At 59.0% G+C, this 21170-nt stretch carries 19 protein-coding genes; 15 read left to right on the top strand and 4 right to left on the bottom strand.

The features are described 5' to 3' along the window. Window positions 1-18 precede the first annotated feature (18 nt). Window positions 19-1128, top strand: a complete 1110-nt coding sequence (locus tag ACMWL8_RS02340) for a porin OmpC (RefSeq protein ID WP_028013256.1) — start codon at window positions 19-21, stop codon at window positions 1126-1128. A gap of 55 nt (window positions 1129-1183) precedes the next feature. Here ACMWL8_RS02340 and ACMWL8_RS02335 read toward each other — a convergent pair whose 3' ends face one another. Further along, complete coding sequence (locus tag ACMWL8_RS02335) at window positions 1184-2128, bottom strand: LysR substrate-binding domain-containing protein (protein ID WP_028013257.1); 945 nt, start codon at window positions 2126-2128, stop codon at window positions 1184-1186. Between the two features lie 170 nt (window positions 2129-2298). Here ACMWL8_RS02335 and ACMWL8_RS02330 point away from each other — a divergent pair, with 170 nt between their 5' ends. From ACMWL8_RS02330 to ACMWL8_RS02300, 7 genes are read left to right on the top strand one after another with little or no spacing between them, the layout of a single operon-like run. After that, window positions 2299-3249, top strand: a complete 951-nt coding sequence (locus tag ACMWL8_RS02330; RefSeq protein ID WP_045260595.1) for a branched-chain amino acid ABC transporter permease — start codon at window positions 2299-2301, stop codon at window positions 3247-3249. Between the two features lie 8 nt (window positions 3250-3257). Beyond that, entirely contained in the window at window positions 3258-4364 is a 1107-nt protein-coding gene (locus ACMWL8_RS02325; protein WP_045260596.1) for a branched-chain amino acid ABC transporter permease, read from the top strand. Then, window positions 4361-5128 (top strand): ABC transporter ATP-binding protein, encoded by a 768-nt coding sequence (locus ACMWL8_RS02320; RefSeq protein ID WP_045260597.1) that lies wholly within the window; start codon window positions 4361-4363, stop codon window positions 5126-5128. The genes ACMWL8_RS02325 and ACMWL8_RS02320 overlap by 4 nt, the downstream gene beginning before the upstream one ends. Then, the gene (locus tag ACMWL8_RS02315) at window positions 5121-5840 is read left to right on the top strand and encodes an ABC transporter ATP-binding protein (RefSeq protein ID WP_045260598.1); all 720 of its coding nucleotides are present in this window, start codon (window positions 5121-5123) and stop codon (window positions 5838-5840) included. The genes ACMWL8_RS02320 and ACMWL8_RS02315 overlap by 8 nt, the downstream gene beginning before the upstream one ends. 28 nt (window positions 5841-5868) lie before the next feature. After that, complete coding sequence (locus ACMWL8_RS02310; RefSeq protein ID WP_045260599.1) at window positions 5869-7026, top strand: branched-chain amino acid ABC transporter substrate-binding protein; 1158 nt, start codon at window positions 5869-5871, stop codon at window positions 7024-7026. Between the two features lie 17 nt (window positions 7027-7043). Continuing rightward, the gene (locus tag ACMWL8_RS02305) at window positions 7044-7526 is read left to right on the top strand and encodes an L-2-amino-thiazoline-4-carboxylic acid hydrolase (protein WP_045260600.1); all 483 of its coding nucleotides are present in this window, start codon (window positions 7044-7046) and stop codon (window positions 7524-7526) included. Continuing rightward, window positions 7523-8749, top strand: coding sequence for a Zn-dependent hydrolase (locus tag ACMWL8_RS02300; RefSeq protein WP_045260601.1), 1227 nt, complete (start codon window positions 7523-7525; stop codon window positions 8747-8749). The genes ACMWL8_RS02305 and ACMWL8_RS02300 overlap by 4 nt, the downstream gene beginning before the upstream one ends. A 66-nt stretch (window positions 8750-8815) precedes the next feature. On the opposite strand, the gene ACMWL8_RS02295 is transcribed toward ACMWL8_RS02300, so the two are convergent. After that, a complete protein-coding gene (locus tag ACMWL8_RS02295; protein WP_045260602.1) occupies window positions 8816-10303 on the bottom strand; it encodes an MFS transporter in 1488 nt (495 codons plus the stop codon). A gap of 117 nt (window positions 10304-10420) precedes the next feature. Between ACMWL8_RS02295 and ACMWL8_RS02290 the strand changes: the two genes are divergently transcribed. The 6 genes from ACMWL8_RS02290 (at window position 10421) to narI (ending at window position 19312) form a co-directional block, all read left to right on the top strand. Further along, on the top strand, window positions 10421-10996 hold the full coding sequence (locus ACMWL8_RS02290) for a TetR family transcriptional regulator (protein WP_028013266.1): 576 nt from the start codon (window positions 10421-10423) through the stop codon (window positions 10994-10996). Window positions 10997-11205: 209 nt separating this feature from the next. After that, window positions 11206-12591: a NarK family nitrate/nitrite MFS transporter gene (locus ACMWL8_RS02285; protein WP_045260603.1), complete on the top strand. Its 1386-nt coding sequence runs from the start codon at window positions 11206-11208 to the stop codon at window positions 12589-12591. A 67-nt stretch (window positions 12592-12658) separates the two neighbouring features. Then, window positions 12659-16399, top strand: coding sequence for a nitrate reductase subunit alpha (locus ACMWL8_RS02280; protein WP_045260604.1), 3741 nt, complete (start codon window positions 12659-12661; stop codon window positions 16397-16399). Next, window positions 16396-17940: a nitrate reductase subunit beta gene (gene narH, locus ACMWL8_RS02275; protein WP_008501747.1), complete on the top strand. Its 1545-nt coding sequence runs from the start codon at window positions 16396-16398 to the stop codon at window positions 17938-17940. Before ACMWL8_RS02280 ends, narH begins: the two co-directional genes overlap by 4 nt. Next, window positions 17940-18635, top strand: coding sequence for a nitrate reductase molybdenum cofactor assembly chaperone (narW, locus tag ACMWL8_RS02270; RefSeq protein ID WP_045260605.1), 696 nt, complete (start codon window positions 17940-17942; stop codon window positions 18633-18635). Before narH ends, narW begins: the two co-directional genes overlap by 1 nt. Continuing rightward, complete coding sequence (gene narI / locus ACMWL8_RS02265) at window positions 18632-19312, top strand: respiratory nitrate reductase subunit gamma (protein WP_022648214.1); 681 nt, start codon at window positions 18632-18634, stop codon at window positions 19310-19312. The genes narW and narI overlap by 4 nt, the downstream gene beginning before the upstream one ends. A gap of 65 nt (window positions 19313-19377) precedes the next feature. On the opposite strand, the gene nhoA is transcribed toward narI, so the two are convergent. After that, entirely contained in the window at window positions 19378-20223 is an 846-nt protein-coding gene (gene nhoA / locus ACMWL8_RS02260; protein ID WP_045260606.1) for an N-hydroxyarylamine O-acetyltransferase, read from the bottom strand. Window positions 20224-20331: 108 nt separating this feature from the next. On the opposite strand from nhoA, the gene ACMWL8_RS02255 reads away from it, so the two are divergent. Further along, on the top strand, window positions 20332-20904 hold the full coding sequence (locus tag ACMWL8_RS02255) for a flavin reductase family protein (protein ID WP_045260607.1): 573 nt from the start codon (window positions 20332-20334) through the stop codon (window positions 20902-20904). A gap of 64 nt (window positions 20905-20968) precedes the next feature. Here ACMWL8_RS02255 and ACMWL8_RS02250 read toward each other — a convergent pair. Beyond that, window positions 20969-21170 (bottom strand): hypothetical protein (locus tag ACMWL8_RS02250; RefSeq protein ID WP_414751542.1); only part of this gene is annotated, 202 nt, incomplete at its 5' end.

Below are 21170 nucleotides of genomic sequence, written 5' to 3'. Positions count from 1 at the left end.
TTATAAGGAATATTTAAGATGAAACTTAAATTAGTTGCAGTGGCAGTCACTTCCATGTTGGCAGCAGGCGTTGTAAACGCAGCTGAGATTTATAACAAAGACGGTAACAAGCTGGATCTGTACGGTAAAGTGACAGGTCTGCACTATTTCTCTGATGACGCAGGCGCAGACGGTGATAAAACCTACATGCGTATCGGCTTCAAGGGTGAAACCCAGGTTAACGACCAGCTGTCCGGTTACGGCCAGTGGGAATACCAGATTCAGGGTAACAAGGACGAAGGCGACAATCAGTCCTGGACCCGTGTGGCCTTCGCAGGTCTGAAGTTCGCTGAAGCCGGTTCATTCGATTACGGTCGTAACTACGGCGTGATTTACGATGTGACCTCCTGGACCGACGTTCTGCCAGAATTCGGCGGTGACACCTACGGTGCCGACAACTTCCTGCAGTCTCGTGCAAACGGCGTGGCAACTTACCGTAACCAGGACTTCTTCGGTCTGGTTGACGGCCTGAACTTTGCCCTGCAGTACCAGGGTAAAAATGGCAGCGTAAGCGGTGAAAACACTAACGGCCGCAGCCTGCTGAACCAGAACGGCGACGGCTACGGCGCGTCTCTGACTTACGATCTGGGTGAAGGATTCAGCGTCGGTGGTGCAATGTCTTCCTCTCGCCGTACCGCTGACCAGAATGCGGCTGGCGTATACGGTGAAGGCGACCGCGCTGAAGTGTACAGCGGCGGCGTGAAGTACGACGCGAACAACGTTTACCTCGCGGCGCAGTACTCTCAGACCTATAACGCAACCCGTTTCGGCACCTCTAACGGTAACCGCAGCGACATCTACGGCTTTGCAAACAAAGCGCAAAACTTCGAAGTTGTGGCTCAGTATCAGTTCGACTTTGGCCTGCGTCCATCCATCGCTTACCTGCAGTCTAAAGGTAAAGACATCGAGAACTTCGGCGACCAGGATCTGGTTAAATACATTGATGTCGGCACCACCTACTATTTTAACAAAAACATGTCCACCTACGTGGATTACAAAATCAACCTGCTGGACGACAACCAGTTCACTCGCCAGGCAGGTATCGGTACCGACAACATCGTGGCGCTGGGTCTGACCTACCAGTTCTAAAATCTTGTTTGTCAAAAAGCCAGCGTAACACGCTGGCTTTTTTTATCTTCCGCTTTTACCCGACAGACAACTCCCCGCCTGCCGCCCGACGCAGCCAGGTTTGCAGCAGCTTGCCGTCTTCGGTCATCTCTGAATCTGAGCGCACGCAGAGGTAATAATCGCGGCCGTCATCAATTGGTAAGTCAAATATCTTGACCAGCTCGCCGCTCTCAAGATATGGCGCAATCAGCGGCTCCCGCATGAGCGCACATCCCAGCCCTGCCTGAACGCCCGCCAGCGTCAACAGCCCGTCTTCAAACAGCGGGCCGCTGCGCCGGAGTGGTCGTTTTACCCCCTGCAACAAAAACCACTGCGTCCAGCTCGTACGCTCTTCATCGTGCAGCAGCGGCATTTGCAGCAGCTGTTCAGGCGTGTCGATATGGCCATGAACGCGCAAAAACGCGCGGCTGCATACCGGCACCATCTGGCCGGAAATCAGCTTTTCACTCTGATACCCCGCCCACTGCCCGTTACCAAAACGAATCGACATATCCGACGCGTCGCTCAGATAGTTACGGTGGTTGGCATACACCACGTTGATCTCGGTTTGGGGATTGGCGCGCATGAACGCAGGCAAGCGCGGGATAAACCACCCCATACCAAAAAGTGGAATCAGGCTGATGGTGACCTGACGCGTTTGCGCCTGCTCCGCCAGGTGCTCCGTCGCCTGGCGCAACACGTTAAAGGCCGCTCGGATCGAGCGGTAATATTCCCGCCCGTGCTGGCTCAGCACCAGCCTTCGTCCCTGACGTTCCGTGAGCGGCATTTGCAGGTATCCTTCGAGCACCTTGAGCTGATGGCTGACGGCCGACGGAGAGATATCCAGCTCCTGAGCGGCCAGCGTGACGCTCCCCAGCCTGGCGATGGCCTCGAATGCACGTACGGCCCGAAGCGGCGGATCGTTTGCCAGGCGGCTCTCTGCAAACGCCGTCAGGCTCGCCAATTGTTCTGTTTTATTCATATGTTGATTTCTTTAGGCTTTTCACCCAAAAGCAGGCATTAACTATTTTCTTTTAAATCATAAAGATAAAACAATATTTATTTATCATAAGAAATAATAGATGCGTATTTTACAATTTAATTCATTTATTGGATGGTAGCCGCAGAACGAGCACTTTGCGGGTACAAACGTTGGATACACTCATACAACAACTGATCAACGGTGTGATGCTGGGAAGCATCTACGCGCTGATCGCGCTGGGCTATACCATGGTGTATGGCATTTTGCGCATTATTAACTTTGCCCACGGGGATATTCTGATGGTCGGCGCGCTCACCACGCTCTCCGCCATTAACGCCCTGAATAGCACCTTCCCGCATATGCCGCTGCTGTTGCAGCTCGGCGTTGCCCTGATGATTGCCATGGCCGTTTGCGCCCTGCTGGCCATGGCCGTGGAGCGCTTTGCCTACCGTCGACTGCGCAACGCTCCGCGCCTGGCGCCGCTGATCTCGGGTATCGGCGTCTCCGTCCTGCTGCAAACCGTGGCGATGATTATCTGGACGCGCAACCCGCTGATGTTTCCGCAGATCCTGCCCATGGATCCGATTACCGTGACGTCAGGAAGTGAAATGCACCCTCCCGCCATCGTGACCGTTACCGGTATTGTCACCGTGGCGCTGGCGCTGGCGGTGATGACCGGGCTGTGGCTGCTGGTGGAATACACTCGTCTGGGGCGCGGCATGCGCGCCGTGGCGGAAAACCCGCGCGTGGCCACGCTGATGGGGGTTAACCCAAACGCCATTATCACCCTGACGTTTGCCATTGGCGGGGCGTTTGCCGCGCTGGCAGGCGTAATGATGGCCAGCAACTACGGTAACGCCAGCTTCTCGATGGGCTTTTTACCCGGGATCAAGGCCTTTACCGCCGCCGTGCTGGGGGGCATTGGTAACATTCGGGGTGCCATGATTGGCGGCATCCTTCTCGGCATTATCGAAGCGCTGGGCGCAGGCTACCTGGGTGAACTGACCCACGGTGTATTTGGCAGCAACTATCAGGATGTCTTTGCCTTTATGGTGCTGATCCTGGTGCTGGTCTTCCGTCCGGCTGGCCTGCTGGGCGAGCGCGTGGCGCACAGGGCGTAAGGAATACCATGACAACACTTCAAATTCAGGCCCCGGCGGCGACGCGCAAATTCTGGTCAGGCATGAGCCTGTTCTGCCTCGCGCTGCTGATTGCGCCCGTGGTGGCCACGCAGCTCGGCGGCAACTACTGGGTGCGCGTTATCGACTTCGCCCTGCTCTACATCATGCTGGCGCTCGGGCTCAATATTGTGGTCGGCTACACCGGCCTGCTGGACATGGGCTTTATCGCCTTTTACGCCGTCGGCGCCTACCTCGCGGCACTGATGGCTTCTCCACACCTGCTGGAGGTGTTTCCGATCCTCGGCGTCTGGTTCCCGGATGGGCTGCACACCTCGTATCTGCTCATTATTCCGCTGGCGGCTCTCGTGGCGGCAGTCTGCGGGATTTTACTCGGTGCGCCCACGCTGAAGCTGCGCGGGGACTACCTGGCGATAGTGACCCTCGGCTTTGGCGAAATTATCCGCATCCTGATGCGCAACCTCGACCGTCCGGTAAACATCACCAACGGCGCAAAGGGCATTACCGGGGTGGATACGCTGAACCTGTTCGGCCTGAAGTTTAGCGGCGTCTACCACTGGTTTGGTTTCAAAGTGCCCGCCCTGTGGCTGTGGTACTACCTGCTGATGCTGGTGATTGTAGCGATTATTTTTGTCTGCCTGCGCCTGCAGCATTCCCGTATTGGCCGCGCCTGGAACGCCATCCGCGAGGATGAAGACGTGGCCCGCGCGATGGGCATCAACGTGCGTAACTATAAGCTGCTCGCCTTTGCGATGGGCGCCTCCTTTGGCGGCATAGCAGGTGCGCTTTTCGGCGCGTTTCAGGGCTTTGTCTCCCCGGAATCCTTCACCTTACAAGAATCGATTGCCGTACTGGCGATGGTGGTGCTGGGCGGTATGGGGCACATACCGGGCGTGATCCTGGGCGCGGTACTGCTTACCGCCCTGCCGGAACTGCTGCGCAGCCAGGCAGCGCCGGTTCAGCAGGCGCTGTTCGGTACGGTACTGATTGACCCGGAAGTGCTGCGCCAGCTGTTTTACGGTCTGGCACTGGTGCTGGTCATGCTGGTGCGCCCGTCAGGCCTCTGGCCGGTACGCCACAAGGAGGTGAAGGCATGAGCCTGTTAACCGTACGCAACATGTCAAAACGCTTCGGCGGGCTGACTGCCGTAGATGACGTTTCGATTACCGTGAACAAGGGGGAAATCTACGGGCTGATTGGCCCCAACGGCGCGGGAAAAACCACCTGCTTTAACCTAATCACCGGGCTTTATCCGGCGGACAGCGGTGAGTTTTCGATTGCCGATAAGCCCTACTTCCCAAAGCACATAGAGAAAGTCACCGCCGCCGGGATTGCCCGCACCTTCCAGAACGTGCGCCTCTTCAACGAGATGTCGGTGCTGGAAAACGTGATGGTGGGCCGCCACGTGCGCACCCGTAACGGCCTGTGGGCCGCGCTGAGCCGCCATAAACGCGCCCGCGACGAAGAGAAGCAGACCCGCGAGCTGGCCTGGCACTGGCTGGACTATACCGGCATTGCGCAGTTCGCCCACTATCGCGCCTGCGATCTGGCCTATGGTCATCAGCGTCGCCTTGAAATCGCCCGCGCGCTGGCGACGGATCCGCTGCTGCTGGCGCTGGACGAGCCCGCCGCCGGAATGAACGCGGCGGAAAAAGTGGCGCTCGGCGAGCTGCTCATCCGCATCCGCGATGACGGCAAAACTCTGCTGATGATTGAACATGACGTCAAGCTGGTGATGGGCATCTGCGATCGCCTGACGGTGCTTGATTACGGTAAAACGCTCGCCAGCGGTACGCCGGAAAGCGTGCGGCGCGACCCGGCAGTGATCGCCGCCTGGCTTGGAGGTAACGCCCATGTCTGAATTGCTGAAGGTAGAACGTCTGGACGTGCATTACGGCGGCATTCAGGCCGTACGCGATGTCTCCTTTACCCTGCACGAGGGCGAACAGGCTACGCTGATCGGCGCTAACGGCGCGGGGAAAAGCTCCACCGTGCGCGCCATTACCGGGCTGGAAAGCTTTAGCGGCAGTATTGAATTCAGCGGTAAGCCGGTCCGTAAACAGAGCCCGGAGACCCTGCTTCGCGACGGGCTGGTCATGGTCCCGGAGGGCCGCGGGATCTTCTCCCGCATGACGGTACTGGAAAACCTGCAGATGGGCGCCTGGCTAAGACGTGACACCGTCACTATTAAGCGCGAGATGAACGAGATTTTCGAACGCTTCCCGCGTCTGGGCGAGCGCCAGCACCAGCTTGCCGGGCTGCTGTCCGGCGGCGAGCAACAGCTGCTGGCCCTTAACCGCGCCCTCCTCAGCCGCCCGCGCCTGCTGATCCTCGACGAGCCGTCGATGGGCCTTGCCCCGAAGATGGTCGAGAACATATTTGCCGTTATTGCCGGGCTGCGCGAGCGCGGCGTCGCCCTGCTGCTGATCGAACAAAACGCCCGGCTCGCGCTGGAAGTGACCGACAGCGCGTGGGTGATGGACAGCGGCAGCATTGTTCATCATGGCAAATCGACAGCGCTGCTTAACGACGACCAGATTGCACACATTTATTTGGGCGAAATGCCCGTTTAACCACACCAGCCAACATCAGGGAAATGCAATGAAAACAGTAAAAATCAGTGCGCTCAGCGCCGCTATTCTGCTCGGCGGTCTTGCCTCAACGTCCTCGGGGGCCGCCGACGGCGAAACCGTGGTTATCGGTCTGGCAGGCCCGCTCACCGGCCCGTCAGCACGTATCGGGAAAGATCTGGAGAACGGCGCGCAGCTGGCCATTGACGACATTAACAAGCAGCATCCGACCATCGGCGGCAAAGCGGTCACCTTCAAACTGCAGTCCGAAGACGATCAGTCTGACCCGCGCACTGCCGTAGCCGTCGCGCAGCGTCTGGTGGACAGCGATGTGGCGGGCGTGGTCGGCCACTGGAACACCGGCACCAGCATTCCAGCGGCCCGCGTTTATCACGATGCGGGCATCGCCCAGGTAGCACCGGTCGCGACCGGTCACGCCTATACGCAACAAGGTTTTGATACCAGCTTCCGCGTGATGGGACACGACGATGACGGCGGCCAGCTCGCCGGTCAGTACGCGGTTAACACCCTGAAAGCCAAACGCATTGCGGTAATCGACGACCGTACCGCCTTCGGTCAGGGGCTTGCAGACCAGTTTATTAAATCGCTGGAAGCCCAGGGCGTGAAAATTGTCGACCGTCAGTACGTGGATGACAAAACGGTCGATTTCAGCGCCGTGCTGACCGCCATCCGCAGTAAAAACGCCGATCTGATCTTCTTCGGCGGCGTCGACAGCCAGGCCGCACCGCTGGCTCGCCGCATTAAACAGCTGGGCATGAATGCCACGCTGATGGGCGCAGGCGGATTCGTCAGCCAGACGTTCCTGAAGCTGGCGCAGAAAGAAGGCGAAGGCGTTGTGGCGCTGGAGCCGGGCCTGCCCGTTGACCAGATGCCGGGTGGAAAGGCATTCGAACAGGCCTACCAGGCCCGCTACCACACCCATATCGAGCTGCACGCCCCGTTCGCCTATGACGCCACCCGCGTGCTGGTTGCGGCGATGGAAAAAGCAGACTCCGTTGAGCCATCAGACTATCTGCCCGCCCTGCGCGCCATCAGCTATTCCGGCGTTACCGGACAGATCGCGTTTGATAAAGAGGGCAACCTGAAATCGCCGTCGTTCACGGTCTATAAGGTTGTCGACGGCAAATGGCAGCCGCAGACCGTGCTGGGCGGCGCAAAAGCGAAGTAACGCAGCGAGGCAATGTGATGAGTGATAATAATGAGCTGGGCATTCTCGCCCGCCGCAAAATTGAAGCTGAAATTATTAAGCCAATTTATGAAATCCTGGTGCGCGAGATAGGGAAAGCCCGCGCCCAGGCGGTGATTGGCGAGGCCATTGAGCAGGCCGCGATTGATGCTGGTAAAGGGTTTGCCAGCAAAGAACCCAACGGCGCGAACATCAAGAGCTTTATCGCCCTGCAGTATCTGTGGGAGAAAGATAACGCCCTGGACATCAAGGTGATCGACGCTGACGACCAGCAGTACAACTACAACGTGACCCGCTGTCGCTACGCGGAGATGTACCACGAGATGGGGCTGGGCGAGATCGGTCATCTGCTCTCCTGCGCGCGCGATGAAAAATTCATCGTTGGCTATGCGCCGGACGTAGAGCTAACCCGCACCACGACCATTATGCAGGGCGGTGCGTGCTGTGATTTCCGCTACCGCAGCGGTAAGGACAAGTCATGATCCGCGTCAACGCCGAACGGCTGTGGTCAACGCTTGAGATGATGGCGCAGATCGGCGGCACGCCCGCCGGTGGCGTCACCCGTCTGGCACTGAGCGAGGAAGATCGTATTGCGCGTAACCTGCTGCGCGACTGGGCGCTGGACGCCGGTTTTACCTGCGACGTCGACAGCATGGGCAATATGTTCATCCGCCGCGCGGGGAAAAACCCGCAGCTTGCGCCGGTCCTGACCGGTTCGCACGTGGATACCCAGCCGCTGGGAGGGAACTACGACGGGGTTTACGGCGTGCTGGCCGGGCTGGAGCTGCTGCGCACCCTCAATGACCATCACCTTGAGACGGAGCGTGACGTTGTGCTGGTCAACTGGACCAACGAAGAAGGCGCGCGCTTTGCGCCAGCCATGCTCGCTTCAGGGGTCTGGACGGGGCAATTTAGCGAAGCGTACGCCCATGCCCGCGCGGACAGCGACGGTATCAGCGTGGGTGAAGCGCTGGAAAGCATCGGCTACCGGGGTGAAGCCCCTGCCCGCGCGTTTCCGGTTCACGCCTGCTACGAGCTGCACATCGAACAGGGCCCGATTCTGGAAGACGAAGCCCTGGATATCGGGTTAGTCCGCGCGGCAATGGGCCAGCGCTGGTTTACCCTGACGCTGGACGGGTTTGCCGCCCACGCGGGCACCACGCCGATGCACAGCCGACGCGATGCGCTGACCGCGTTCTCGGAGCTGGCGCTGAAGGTGGAGGAGATTGGCTATCGGCACGCGCCGGACGGACGTGCGACCATCGGTATGGCGCAGGTTACGCCAAACTCGCGCAACGTCGTGCCGTCTCGGGTGGTCTGCAGCGTGGAGTTTCGCCATCCGGCGCTGACGGCACTGGAAGCCATGGAGGCGGCGCTGCATAAGGTGGCTGAAAGCCTGAGCCTGCGCGGGGTGGCGGCTGTCGTTGAACGCATTTTTGACTACGCCCCCATCGCGTTTGATGCCGAATGTCTGGCCCGCACGGAGAAGGCCGTGGCGGAACTGGGCTACTCGGCGAAACCGATGGTCTCCGGCGCGGGACATGACGCCTGCTATGTCAGCAAAATTGCCCCTGCCAGCATGATTTTTATCCCCTGCGTGAAGGGCATCAGCCATAACGAAGCGGAAAGGATCCTGCCAGAGTGGTCGGAGAAAGGGGCGAACGTGCTGTTGCACAGCATCCTGTCCGCGGCCCAGGAAAAATAAACCGGGTGGCGCGGCTCGGACAACCGCGCCCGTAGGCCCGGTAAGCGCAGCGCCACCGGGCGTGTTTTACGGCTTCGGCACCTTCTCCAGGCTAAACCAGATCCCCACAGCCAGCAAAAGCAGCATTCCGCCCGCACTCCCCAGCGCCACGCTGTGGGAGGTAATAAACGCACTTTTCGCCGCCTCAATCACCGGCTCCGCGAGGGACGGCGTCAGCTCCTGCGCCACCTTCATCGCTTCACCAATGGATGACGAGGCTTTATCGACGAGCGAGGAATTCAGCCCCTGCGGCAGGTCAATGGACGCCGAGAAGCTGCGAGTCAACAGCAGACCAAAAATAGCGATCCCCAGCCCGGCGCCCAGTTCATAGGACATGGTTTCAATCGCCCCTGCGGCAGCGGCTTTCTCCTTCGGCGCGGCAGCCATAATGGCGGAGGTCGAGGCCAGCAGCGCGCTGGCGGCACTGAAGCCGAGCAGCACCATCAGCCCCCACGCCTGCCACTGCTGCGTACTGAAATCAAGCATCGACAGGCCGATAAAGCTGACCGCGCTGAGCCCCATGCCGCCCGCCGCGACGATGCGCAGCCCCAGGCGGCCCACCAGCACACCGGCAATCGGCCCGCTGAATCCGCTTGCCACCATCACCGGGAGCATAAACATACCCGCCTCGAACGGCGTAAAGCCGTAGACAAACTGTAGCTCCTGCGCCATCAGCAGCTCAAACCCGACCAGGGCAATCATGGCGGTCATCGCCATGACCACGCCGCTCAGAATGATGCGATGGCAGAACAGGCGCATATCGATCATCGGAATGCGGGCGCGAAGCTGAATACGCACGAAAATAAACAGCAGCACCGAGCCGGTCACCAGCGCGGAGGCAACCAGCCACGGCGACAGGACGCCTTTTAGCGCGGTTTTGGCACTGTAGACCAGCAGCAAAATCGCCACAATCAGCATGATGGCATGACTGATATTCAGCGGCTGCTCCGGTCGGCCCTGCTGACGGGGCACAAAACGCGCGGCCAGCGACACCACTACCAGCACAATCGGCACGTTGATTAAAAACACCGATCCCCAGTAAAAATGCTCGAGCAGCATACCGCCAATCAGCGGACCAAACGCCGCCCCGCCGGAACCCACTGCCGCCCAGACGCCGAGCGCGATGTTGCGATCTTTCGCGTCGGTAAACAGCGTGCGGATCCCCGCAAGCGTAGCCGGAATGATCATTGCCGCACCGATCGCCAGCGAGGCGCGCGCCGCTATCAGCCACCCTGCCGACGGTGCAAACGCGGCCGCCAGGGACGACAGGCCAAACAGCGTGCTGCCGATCATCAGCAAGCGTTTAAAGCCAATGCGGTCACCCAGGGCACCCATCGGCAGCACCATCCCCGCCATCACCAGCGAGTAAATATCAATGATCCACAACAATTCGTTACCGCTGGCACCCAGCGTCATGCTCAATGTCGGCGCCGCCACGTGCAGCACCGTCGCGTCAATCGCCACCGGGATGTACACCAGCACGATAATCACTAACGCTAACCACTGACGAAACATAAATTTCCTTTTCATTTTAAACATGGACACATGTCCAGAATGCGATCCTACGTAAAGTTGAACGACTGTCCAGCTTTTTGTTACACTCGTTTCGGTCTTATTGAGAGTAGAGAAAAAATGCGCTATTTGAGCAAGGAAGAGCGGCGGGAAGCGATCTTACAGGCCGCGATGCGCGTGGCGCTGGCCGAGGGGCTGGCAGCCATGACGGTACGGCGCATTGCCGCAGAAGCGGGCGTCGCGACCGGGCAGGTCCACCACCACTTTGCCTCCGGCGGCGAGTTAAAATCGCTGGCGTTTGTGCGCGTGATCCGCGAGCTGCTGGATGCCGACGTGGTGGGTGAAAACGCCGGCTGGCGGGAACGGTTGCACAGCATGCTCGGCAGTGACGACGGTGGGCTTGAACCTTACATTCGCCTTTGGCGGGAAGCCCAAATTCTCGCCAGCCGTGATCCCGAGATCAAAGCAGCTTATGTCCTGACCATGGAGATGTGGCATCAGGAAACCGTGGCGATTATCCGCGCCGGGGCTGATGCCAACGCGTTCACGCTTACCGATCGGGCGGAAAATATCGCCTGGCGTTTAATAGGGCTGGTTTGTGGCCTGGATGGGATCACCGTATTAAATATGCCTGAAATGGACGATGCGGCATTTAATAAACATCTCGACAAACTTATCACACTGGAATTGTTTTAATACTACTTCCGGAGTATAAATTAAGCAAAGTGTTACAATTAGTAACACATTAAGCGAGCCCTTATTTTCATTCTAATCTCGGGGGTTCGCTTTTTTATCTATCCTTTCAGATGTATCCCAAAGCATCCCAAAAAACCAATAACACTTCTTTAATCATCTTTTTGTTTTTACTTCATTTTTCTCTCAAACATGGTAAGCAAGAGGGCGATATGTCGCAACAAAGTGATAAAAGTAATCCCCATCTGTTGAGTAACTGGAAACCTGAAAACGCGCAATTTTGGGAGAATAAAGGAAAACATATCGCACGAAGAAACCTATGGATTTCTGTAGCTTGCCTGCTATTAGCGTTTTGCGTGTGGATGTTATTTAGCGCCGTTGCGGTCAATCTGAACAAAGTCGGATTTAATTTCATCACCGATCAGCTTTTTATGCTAACGGCATTACCTTCTCTCTCTGGCGCGATATTGCGCGTCCCCTACTCGTTTATGGTGCCAATATTTGGCGGACGCTACTGGACGGTATTGAGCACCGTTATCCTGATTATCCCCTGCGTCTGGCTGGGAATAGCCATTCAGGACACCGCGACACCTTACTGGGTCTTTATCGTGATTGCCCTGCTCTGCGGTTTTGCCGGGGCCAACTTTGCCTCCAGCATGGGTAACATCAGCTTCTTCTTCCCGAAGGCCAGACAGGGCAGCGCGCTGGGCATCAACGGCGGGTTGGGAAATCTGGGCGTCAGCGTGATGCAGCTGTTTGCTCCGCTGGTAATTTTCCTGCCAATGTTTACCTTCCTCGGTGTGCACGGCGTACCGCAGGAGGACGGCTCAACGATGTGGCTGGCCAATGCGGCCTGGGTCTGGGCGCCGCTGCTGCTGCTGGCAACCCTTGCGGCGTTTTTTGGCATGAACGATATCGCCAGCTCTAAAGCCTCTATCGCCAGCCAGCTGCCGGTACTGAAGCGCTTTCACCTCTGGCTGCTGAGCCTGCTTTATCTTGCTACCTTCGGCTCGTTTATCGGCTTCTCGGCGGGCTTTGCCATGCTGTCGAAAACCCAGTTCCCGGACGTGAACATCCTGCACCTCGCTTTCTTTGGCCCCCTGATCGGCGCGCTGGCGCGTTCGGCGGGCGGAATGATCTCTGACAGGCTGGGCGGCGTGCGCGTCACGCTGATTAACTTCGTCTTTATGGCTATCTTCAGCGCCCTGATCTTCCTGACGCTCCCCGGCTCTGGCTCCGGCAGCTTTATCGCCTTCTACCTGGTCTTTATGGGCCTGTTCCTCACCGCCGGGCTGGGCAGCGGTTCGACCTTCCAGATGATCGCGATTATCTTTCGCCAAATCACCCTCGACCGCGTCAAAAAGCAGGGCGGCACGGAGGAGCAGGCGCAGCATGAAGCGGTGACGGAGACCGCCGCCGCGCTGGGCTTTATCTCCGCCATCGGTGCCGTTGGCGGGTTCTTCATTCCCAAAGCCTTTGGCACCTCGCTGGCGATGACCGGATCGCCGGTCGGCGCCATGAAGGTCTTCCTCGTGTTTTACATCGTCTGCGTGTTCGTCACCTGGCTGGTGTATGGCCGTAAATCCTCAAAAAAATAAAAACTACATCTTCGCCGGAGCGTGATGCATCGCACTCCGGCCATGCTATCGAAGCTGGAGAAATGTCATGAGCAAACTGCTGGACCGCTTCCGTTATTTCAAAACAAAAGGCGACAGTTTCGCCGATGGGCACGGGCAGGTGTATCACACCAACCGCGACTGGGAGGACAGCTACCGCCAGCGCTGGCAGTTCGACAAAATTGTGCGATCCACCCACGGGGTAAACTGTACCGGCTCCTGTAGCTGGAAGATTTATGTCAAAAACGGCCTGGTGACCTGGGAAACCCAGCAGACCGACTACCCCCGCACCCGCCCTGACCTGCCCAATCACGAGCCGCGCGGCTGCCCGCGAGGCGCAAGCTACTCCTGGTACCTCTACAGCGCCAACCGCCTTAAGTACCCGCTGGTGCGCCGCAGGCTGATTGAGCTCTGGCGCGAGGCGCTGGCGCAGTATACCGATCCGGTGCTGGCCTGGGATGCCATCCAGAACGATCCGCAAAAGGCGCAAAGCTACAGGAAGGCGCGGGGCAAAGGCGGGTTTATCCGCTCAAACTGGAAAGAGCTGAACCAGCTGATCGCCGCCGCTAACGTCTGGACCATCAAAAACTACGGCCCGGACCGCGTGGCCGGTTTTTCGCCTATTCCGGCGATGTCGATGGTCTCCTACGCCGCCGGAACGCGCTATCTCTCCCTGCTGGGCGGCACCTGCCTGAGCTTCTACGACTGGTACTGCGACCTGCCGCCTGCGTCGCCGATGACCTGGGGCGAGCAGACCGACGTGCCGGAGTCCGCCGACTGGTACAACTCCAGCTATATCATTGCCTGGGGCTCGAACGTGCCGCAGACGCGTACTCCGGACGCCCACTTCTTTACCGAGGTGCGCTACAAAGGCACCAAGACCGTTGCGATTACGCCGGACTTCTCGGAGGTCGCCAAGCTCAGCGACCAGTGGCTGGCCCCCAAACAGGGCACCGACAGCGCCCTCGCCATGGCGATGGGCCACGTCATCCTCAAAGAGTTCCACCTCGATAACCTGAGCGATTACTTCCTTAACTACTGCCGCCGCTACACCGACATGCCGATGCTCGTACTGCTGGACGAGCAGGTTGACGGTCGCGTGGTGCCTGGGCGTATGCTGCGCGCCTCGGACCTTGTCGACGGGCTGGGGGAAGCCAATAACCCAGAGTGGAAGACCGTCGCCTTCGATATTGCCGGTAACCTGGTGGTGCCAAACGGCTCGATCGGCTTCCGCTGGGGGGAAAAAGGCAAATGGAACCTGGAGCCTCAGGCTGCGGGCCATGAAACAGAACTCACACTCTCTCTGCTGATTACCCACGACAGCGTGGCGGACGTCGCCTTCCCCTACTTTGGCGGCAACGAAAACCCGCATTTTCGCAGCGTGAAGCAGGAGCCGGTGCTGACGCGCCGCGTGCCGAGCAAAACCCTGACGCTCGCCGACGGCAGCGAGAAGCGAGTGGTCAGCGTTTACGATCTAGTGCTGGCTAACTACGGTCTCGATCGCGGCCTGGAAGACAGTAACGCTGCAGACAGCTATGACCAGATCAAAGCCTACACGCCCGCCTGGGGCGAGCAGATCACCGGCGTGCCCGCGTACCTGATCGAAAAAATTGCCCGCGAGTTCGCCGACACGGCGCACAAAACGCACGGTCGCTCGATGATCATTCTGGGTGCCGGGGTGAACCACTGGTACCACATGGACATGAACTACCGCGGGATGATCAATATGCTGGTCTTCTGCGGCTGCGTCGGGCAGAGCGGCGGCGGCTGGTCCCACTATGTCGGCCAGGAGAAGCTCCGCCCGCAAACCGGCTGGCTGCCGCTGGCCTTCGCGCTGGACTGGAACCGCCCGCCGCGCCAGATGAACAGCACCTCGTTCTTCTACAACCACGCCAGCCAGTGGCGCTACGAGAAGCTCACCGCGCAGGAGCTGCTCTCCCCGCTGGCGGACGCGTCGAAGTTCACCGGACATCTGATCGACTTTAACGTTCGCGCCGAGCGCATGGGCTGGCTGCCGTCGGCCCCGCAGCTCAACCTCAACCCGCTGCACGTCAAGGCGCGTGCGGACGCGGCGGGCATGACGCCGCAGGAGTACACCGTTCAGGCGTTGAAATCGGGCGATATCCGCTTCGCCTGCGAACAGCCGGACAACGGCAAGAACCATCCGCGCAACCTGTTCGTCTGGCGCTCTAACCTGCTCGGCTCGTCCGGGAAAGGCCACGAGTACATGCTGAAATACCTGCTCGGTACCGAGAGCGGCATTCAGGGTGAAGATTTAGGCTCAACGGACGACGTGAAGCCTGAAGAGGTGGAGTGGCAAACCGCCGCCATCGAGGGCAAACTCGACCTGCTGGTGACGCTCGATTTCCGCATGTCCAGCACCTGCCTGTTCTCCGATATCGTCCTGCCGACCGCCACCTGGTATGAAAAGGACGACATGAATACCTCGGACATGCACCCGTTTATTCATCCGCTTTCCGCCGCCGTTGACCCGGCGTGGGAATCGCGCAGCGACTGGGAGATCTACAAAGGCATCGCCAAAGTCTTCTCCGAGGTGTGCGTTGGCCATCTGGGCACAGAAACCGACGTGGTGCTCCAGCCGCTGCAGCATGACTCCCCGGCGGAGCTGTCGCAGCCGTTTGATATTCAGGACTGGCGCAAAGGGGAATGTGACCTGATCCCCGGTAAAACGGCGCCGAACATTGCCGTGGTGGAGCGTAACTACCCGGAAACTTACGAACGCTTCACCGCGCTCGGCCCGCTGATGGACAAGCTCGGCAACGGCGGGAAAGGCATTTCGTGGAATACGCAGAACGAGGTCGATTTCCTCGGCAAGCTGAACTACGTCAAGCTCGACGGCCCGGCGAAAGGCCGCCCGCGCATTGAAACCGCCATTGACGCCTCGGAGGTGATTCTCGCCCTCGCCCCGGAAACTAATGGACAGGTGGCGGTGAAGGCCTGGGAAGCGCTCGGGGAACTGACCGGGCGCGACCACACCCATCTGGCGCTGAACAAGGAAGACGAGAAAATCCGCTTCCGCGACATTCAGGCGCAGCCGCGCAAAATCATCTCCAGCCCGACGTGGTCCGGCCTTGAGAGCGAGCACGTCTCCTATAACGCGGGCTATACCAACGTCCACGAGCTGATCCCGTGGCGCACCCTTTCGGGCCGCCAGCAGCTGTATCAGGATCATCCATGGATGCGCGCCTTCGGGGAGAGCCTGGTGGCCTATCGCCCACCGATTGATACCCGCAGCGTGACCCACATGCGCGAGATCCCGCCGAACGGCTTCCCGGAAAAAGCGCTGAACTTCCTGACGCCGCACCAGAAATGGGGCATCCACTCCACCTACAGCGAAAACCTGCTGATGCAGACCCTGTCGCGCGGGGGACCCATCGTCTGGATCAGCGAAACCGACGCGCGCGAGCTGGGCATAGAGGATAACGACTGGATCGAAGCCTTCAACGCCAACGGCGCCCTAACCGCCCGCGCGGTGGTCAGCCAGCGCGTGCCGCCGGGCATGACCATGATGTACCACGCCCAGGAGCGCATCCTGAACATTCCGGGGTCAGAAGTGACCGGACGGCGCGGCGGGATCCACAACTCGGTCACCCGCGTCTGCCCAAAACCGACGCACATGATCGGCGGCTATGCCCAGCTGGCGTACAGCTTCAACTATTACGGCACCGTCGGCTCGAACCGCGACGAGTTCATCATGATCCGCAAAATGAAAAATATTAACTGGCTGGACGGCGAAGGTCGGGATCAGGTACAGGAGGCGAAAAAATGAAAATACGCTCACAGGTTGGCATGGTTCTGAATCTCGATAAATGCATCGGCTGCCACACCTGCTCGGTCACCTGCAAGAACGTCTGGACCGGGCGCGAAGGGATGGAGTATGCGTGGTTTAACAACGTGGAGACCAAACCGGGGATTGGCTACCCGAAAAACTGGGAAGATCAGGAAGAGTGGCAAGGCGGCTGGATCCGCGGCATACACGGCAAGCTGACCCCGCGCCTCGGCGGCAAAATGGGCGTGCTGTCGAAGATTTTCGCCAACCCCGTCCTGCCGCAGATTGACGATTATTACGAACCCTTCACCTTTGACTATCAGGATCTGCACCGCGCACCGGAGGGGGATCACCTCCCTACCGCCCGCCCCCGCTCGCTGATCGACGGCAAGCGGATGGACAAAATCGTCTGGGGGCCAAACTGGGAGGAACTGCTGGGGGGCGAGTTCGAAAAGCGCGCCCGCGACCGCAACTTCCAGAAGATCCAGAAGGAGATGTACGGCCAGTTTGAAAACACCTTCATGATGTATCTGCCGCGCCTGTGCGAGCACTGCCTGAACCCGAGCTGCGTGGCCACCTGCCCGAGCGGCGCGATTTACAAGCGCGAAGAGGACGGCATTGTGCTGATCGACCAGGATAAATGTCGCGGCTGGCGCCTGTGCATCAGCGGATGCCCGTACAAGAAAATTTACTTCAACTGGAAAAGCGGCAAGTCAGAAAAATGCATCTTCTGCTACCCGCGCATTGAGTCCGGCCAGCCGACTGTCTGCTCGGAAACCTGCGTAGGACGCATCCGTTATCTCGGCGTGCTGCTGTACGACGCGGATCGTATTGAAGAGGCCGCCAGCACCGAGCATGAAACCGATCTGTACGAGCGCCAGTGCGACGTGTTCCTCAACCCGAACGATCCGGCGGTGATTGAGGAAGCGCTGAAACAGGGCATTCCACAGAACGTGATTGATGCCGCCCAGCGTTCGCCGGTCTACAAGATGGCGATGGACTGGAAGCTGGCCCTGCCGCTGCATCCGGAATACCGCACCCTGCCGATGGTCTGGTACGTGCCGCCGCTGTCGCCGATTCAGTCCTACGCGGATGCGGGCGGCCTGCCGCAGAGTGACGGCGTCCTGCCTGCCGTGGAAAGCCTGCGCATTCCGGTGCAGTACCTGGCAAACATGCTCAGCGCGGGCGATACCGGCCCGGTGCTGCGCGCCCTGAAGCGCATGATGGCGATGCGTCACTATAAACGCTCCCAGACCGTGGAAGGCGTGACCGATACCCGCGCCATTGAGGAAGTGGGCCTGACCGAAGCGCAGGTTGAGGAGATGTACCGCTATCTCGCCATCGCTAACTACGAAGACCGCTTCGTGATCCCGACCAGCCACCGCGAAATGGCGCGCGACGCCTTCCCGGAGAAAAACGGCTGCGGCTTCACCTTTGGCGACGGCTGCCACGGCTCCGACACCAAATTCAACCTCTTCAACAGCAGCCGCATCGACGCGATTAACATCACCGAAGTGCGCGAACACGGGGAGGGAGAATAATGCAGATCCTTAAAATCATCGCGCTGCTGATTGAGTATCCCGATGAGCTGCTGTGGGAAAACCGCGATGAGGCGCTTTCCCTGGTTGAGCAGGACGCACCCATGCTGCTGCCGTTTGCGCAGCAGCACCTGAGCGCCCCGCTGCTGGATAAGCAGGCCGAATGGTGCGAAGTGTTTGAACGCGGGCGCGCAACGTCCCTGCTGCTGTTCGAGCACGTTCACGCCGAGTCCCGCGATCGTGGTCAGGCGATGGTCGATCTGATGAGCCAGTATGAGAAAGCCGGGCTGGAGCTGGACTGCCGCGAGCTGCCCGACTATCTGCCGCTCTACCTGGAATACCTTAGCCTCGTCACCGACGACGAGGCGCGTGCAGGATTGCAAAATGTCGCGCCGATCCTGGCGCTGATTGGTGGTCGCCTCAAGCAGCGCGGCGTGGCGCATTACCAGCTGTTTGACGCCCTGCTGACGATGGCCGGTACGCGGCTTTCCAGCGACAGCGTGGCGAAGCAGGTGTCCGGTGAAAAACGGGATGATACCCGTCAGGCGCTGGACGCCGTGTGGGAAGAGGAACAGGTGAAGTTTATCGAAGACAACGCCACATCGTGCGACAGCTCGCCGATGCAGCAATATCAACGACGCTTTAGCCAGGACGTCGCGCCGCAGTACGTGGACGTCAGCGCCGGAGGCCCAAAATGACGCATTACCTGAACGTATTTTTCTATGATATTTACCCGTATATCTGTGCTACCGTTTTTTTCCTCGGCAGCTGGCTGCGCTACGACTACGGGCAATACACCTGGCGGGCCTCATCGAGCCAGATGCTCAGCAAGCGCGGGATGAACTGGGCCTCTAACCTGTTTCATATCGGGATTCTGGGGATCTTCTTCGGGCACCTGTTCGGGATGTTGACCCCGCACTGGATGTACGCCTGGTTTTTACCCGTCGCGGTTAAACAGCAGCTGGCCATGATTGCGGGCGGGATTTGCGGCGTTCTGACGCTGATTGGCGGGTCAATGCTGCTGATCCGCCGCCTGTTCAACCAGCGGGTACGCGCCACGTCCACCACGCCGGATATTATCATCATGAGTATCCTGCTGCTTCAGTGCATCCTGGGGCTGTCGACCATTCCTTTCTCCGCGCAATATCCTGACGGAAGCGAGATGATGAAACTGGTCGGCTGGGCGCAGGGGATCGTAACGTTTAAGGGGGGCTCGTCGGAGATGTTGAGCGGCGTCGCGCCGATCTTCCGCGTGCATCTGGTGCTGGGGATGACGATCTTCCTCATCTTCCCGTTCACCCGTCTGGTACACGTGTGGAGCGCGCCGTTTGAGTATTTTACCCGTCGGTATCAGGTGGTGAGATCGCGCCGTTGATTTTGTCGGGTGGCGGCTACGCCTTGCCCGACCTACGGGCCCGGTAAGGCGTAGCCGCCACCGGGCTATTTCCCTGCCTGCGGATGCGTCTCAAACCCCGCCATCACTGCCGTCAGCTCGGCCAGTGTAAAGCCGTGCTTCGGGTCGTCAACACCCAGGCCAAACCGCTCCTGCATCAGCTTATACAGCGCCTCCGCATCCGGCAAATGGATCTGCTCCTCCACGTGACCGTTCTGCCAGTGGGTAAAGTTGAAGTTAGTCAGCGTCAGCTTGCCGCCGTCCGGCAGGTGGCGACACATCAGCAGATGATGACGAAAATGGGACTGCGGCCAGTGCGCCGACCAGAAGTTCCCCATCACGTAATCGCTGAAATACTGCGTCGTCAGGTCAAAGTGGTACATCGACTGCCAGTGCTCGTGGTGACGTAACTGTAATACCCAGTCGTTACCCTCGCTCAGAAGACGGTAAATGCCGTGCGGGGTTTCCTGTTCCTCGTTGGCGAGCAGGCGAATCGGCGCCGTCAGCGTCTGTCCACCAAACCCCACGTCGGCAATCCAGCGCTCGCCGTTCAGCTCAACCAACAGCAGGCGGTGCGTGCGCGGCGGCATCTGCGACGGATTTGCCAGTACGACCCGCCCCAGCACGCTGCGCACGTTAAACCCGACTTCACGCAACACGCGCTCGAACAGACCGTTTTGCTCGAAGCAATATCCTCCGCGTCGCGCCGTCACCAGCTTGTCGACCAGACATTGATCGTCAAGATGGATTTCGCGCGGCAGGACGACATCAATATTTTCGAACGGGATCGCACAGTTGTGGTGTAAATGCAGCGCGCGCAGGGTTTCGATATTAACCCGCGTCGGTTGCGCCCACCCAATGCGGGCAAAATATTCAGTCAGAAAAGGGGACATACATCATTTTCCTTTGATTGTGATGTTCTGTTTATAAACTAATTTTACGCGCTCACTTTGATTTACGTGCTTTTTCGTCATACTCATCGTTACAGATGAGGAGATCCTATGAGCCACTTTCGCCCTGTTGAATTACGTCATGCCAGCCGCCTGTTGAACCACGGCCCTACCGTGCTTATTACCAGTCGGGATGAAACCCTGGACAGACGTAACGTTATGGCCGCCGCATGGTCAATGCCCGTTGAGTTTGAACCGCCGCGCATCGCGATTGTGGTGGATAAAAGCGCCTGGTCACGCGAGCTTATCGAGCGCAGCGGAAAGTTTGGCATCGTCATCCCCGGCGTGGCGGCAGCTAACTGGACATTCGCTGTCGGAAGCGTCAGCGGGCGCGACGAGGACAAATTCAACTGCTACGGGATCCCGGTCGTGAACGGCCCTGAGCTCGGGCTGCCGGTGATTGAAGAAAAATGTCTGGCGTGGATGGAGTGCCGATTACTTCCCGTCACCTCCGCGGCAGAGAAATACGACACGCTGTTTGGAGAAGTGGTTTCAGCGGCAGCCGATGAGCGCGCGTTTGTCGCCGGGCGCTGGCAGTTTGACGGGGATAAGTTGAATACCCTGCATCATCTAGGGGCTGGGACGTTTGTGGCGAGCGGAAAAATGGTGAAGGCGCTGGATTGAGATAACCTTCCTCTATGGGCTGAGGCATGCCCAGTAATTTTAAGCAGAAGCAATAAAGTTGCTTTCATGATGGCTGTAGGCTTTCAGCGACGCCCTGGTCCGGCTGTAAATCGCCGAAGCGTTTCCGTAAGGCCGGGGCGAGGCGCAGGGATGCGCCGAGAGGGCGTGGCCTGCAGGGATGCAGGCTCATGCCCGACCCGATAGCCTGAAGGAATAAGCTGAGGGCACCGCGAAGCGGCGATTTACCGCCGGGAGCCCGGGTTGCC

It is taken from the genome of Enterobacter sp. 04-C-12-SI-ECC (assembly GCF_047530715.1).
Lineage (GTDB): Bacteria > Pseudomonadota > Gammaproteobacteria > Enterobacterales > Enterobacteriaceae > Enterobacter > Enterobacter bugandensis.
The sequence above is the reverse complement of the archived record's forward strand: the minus strand, read 5'-3'. Positions and strand labels throughout refer to the sequence as shown.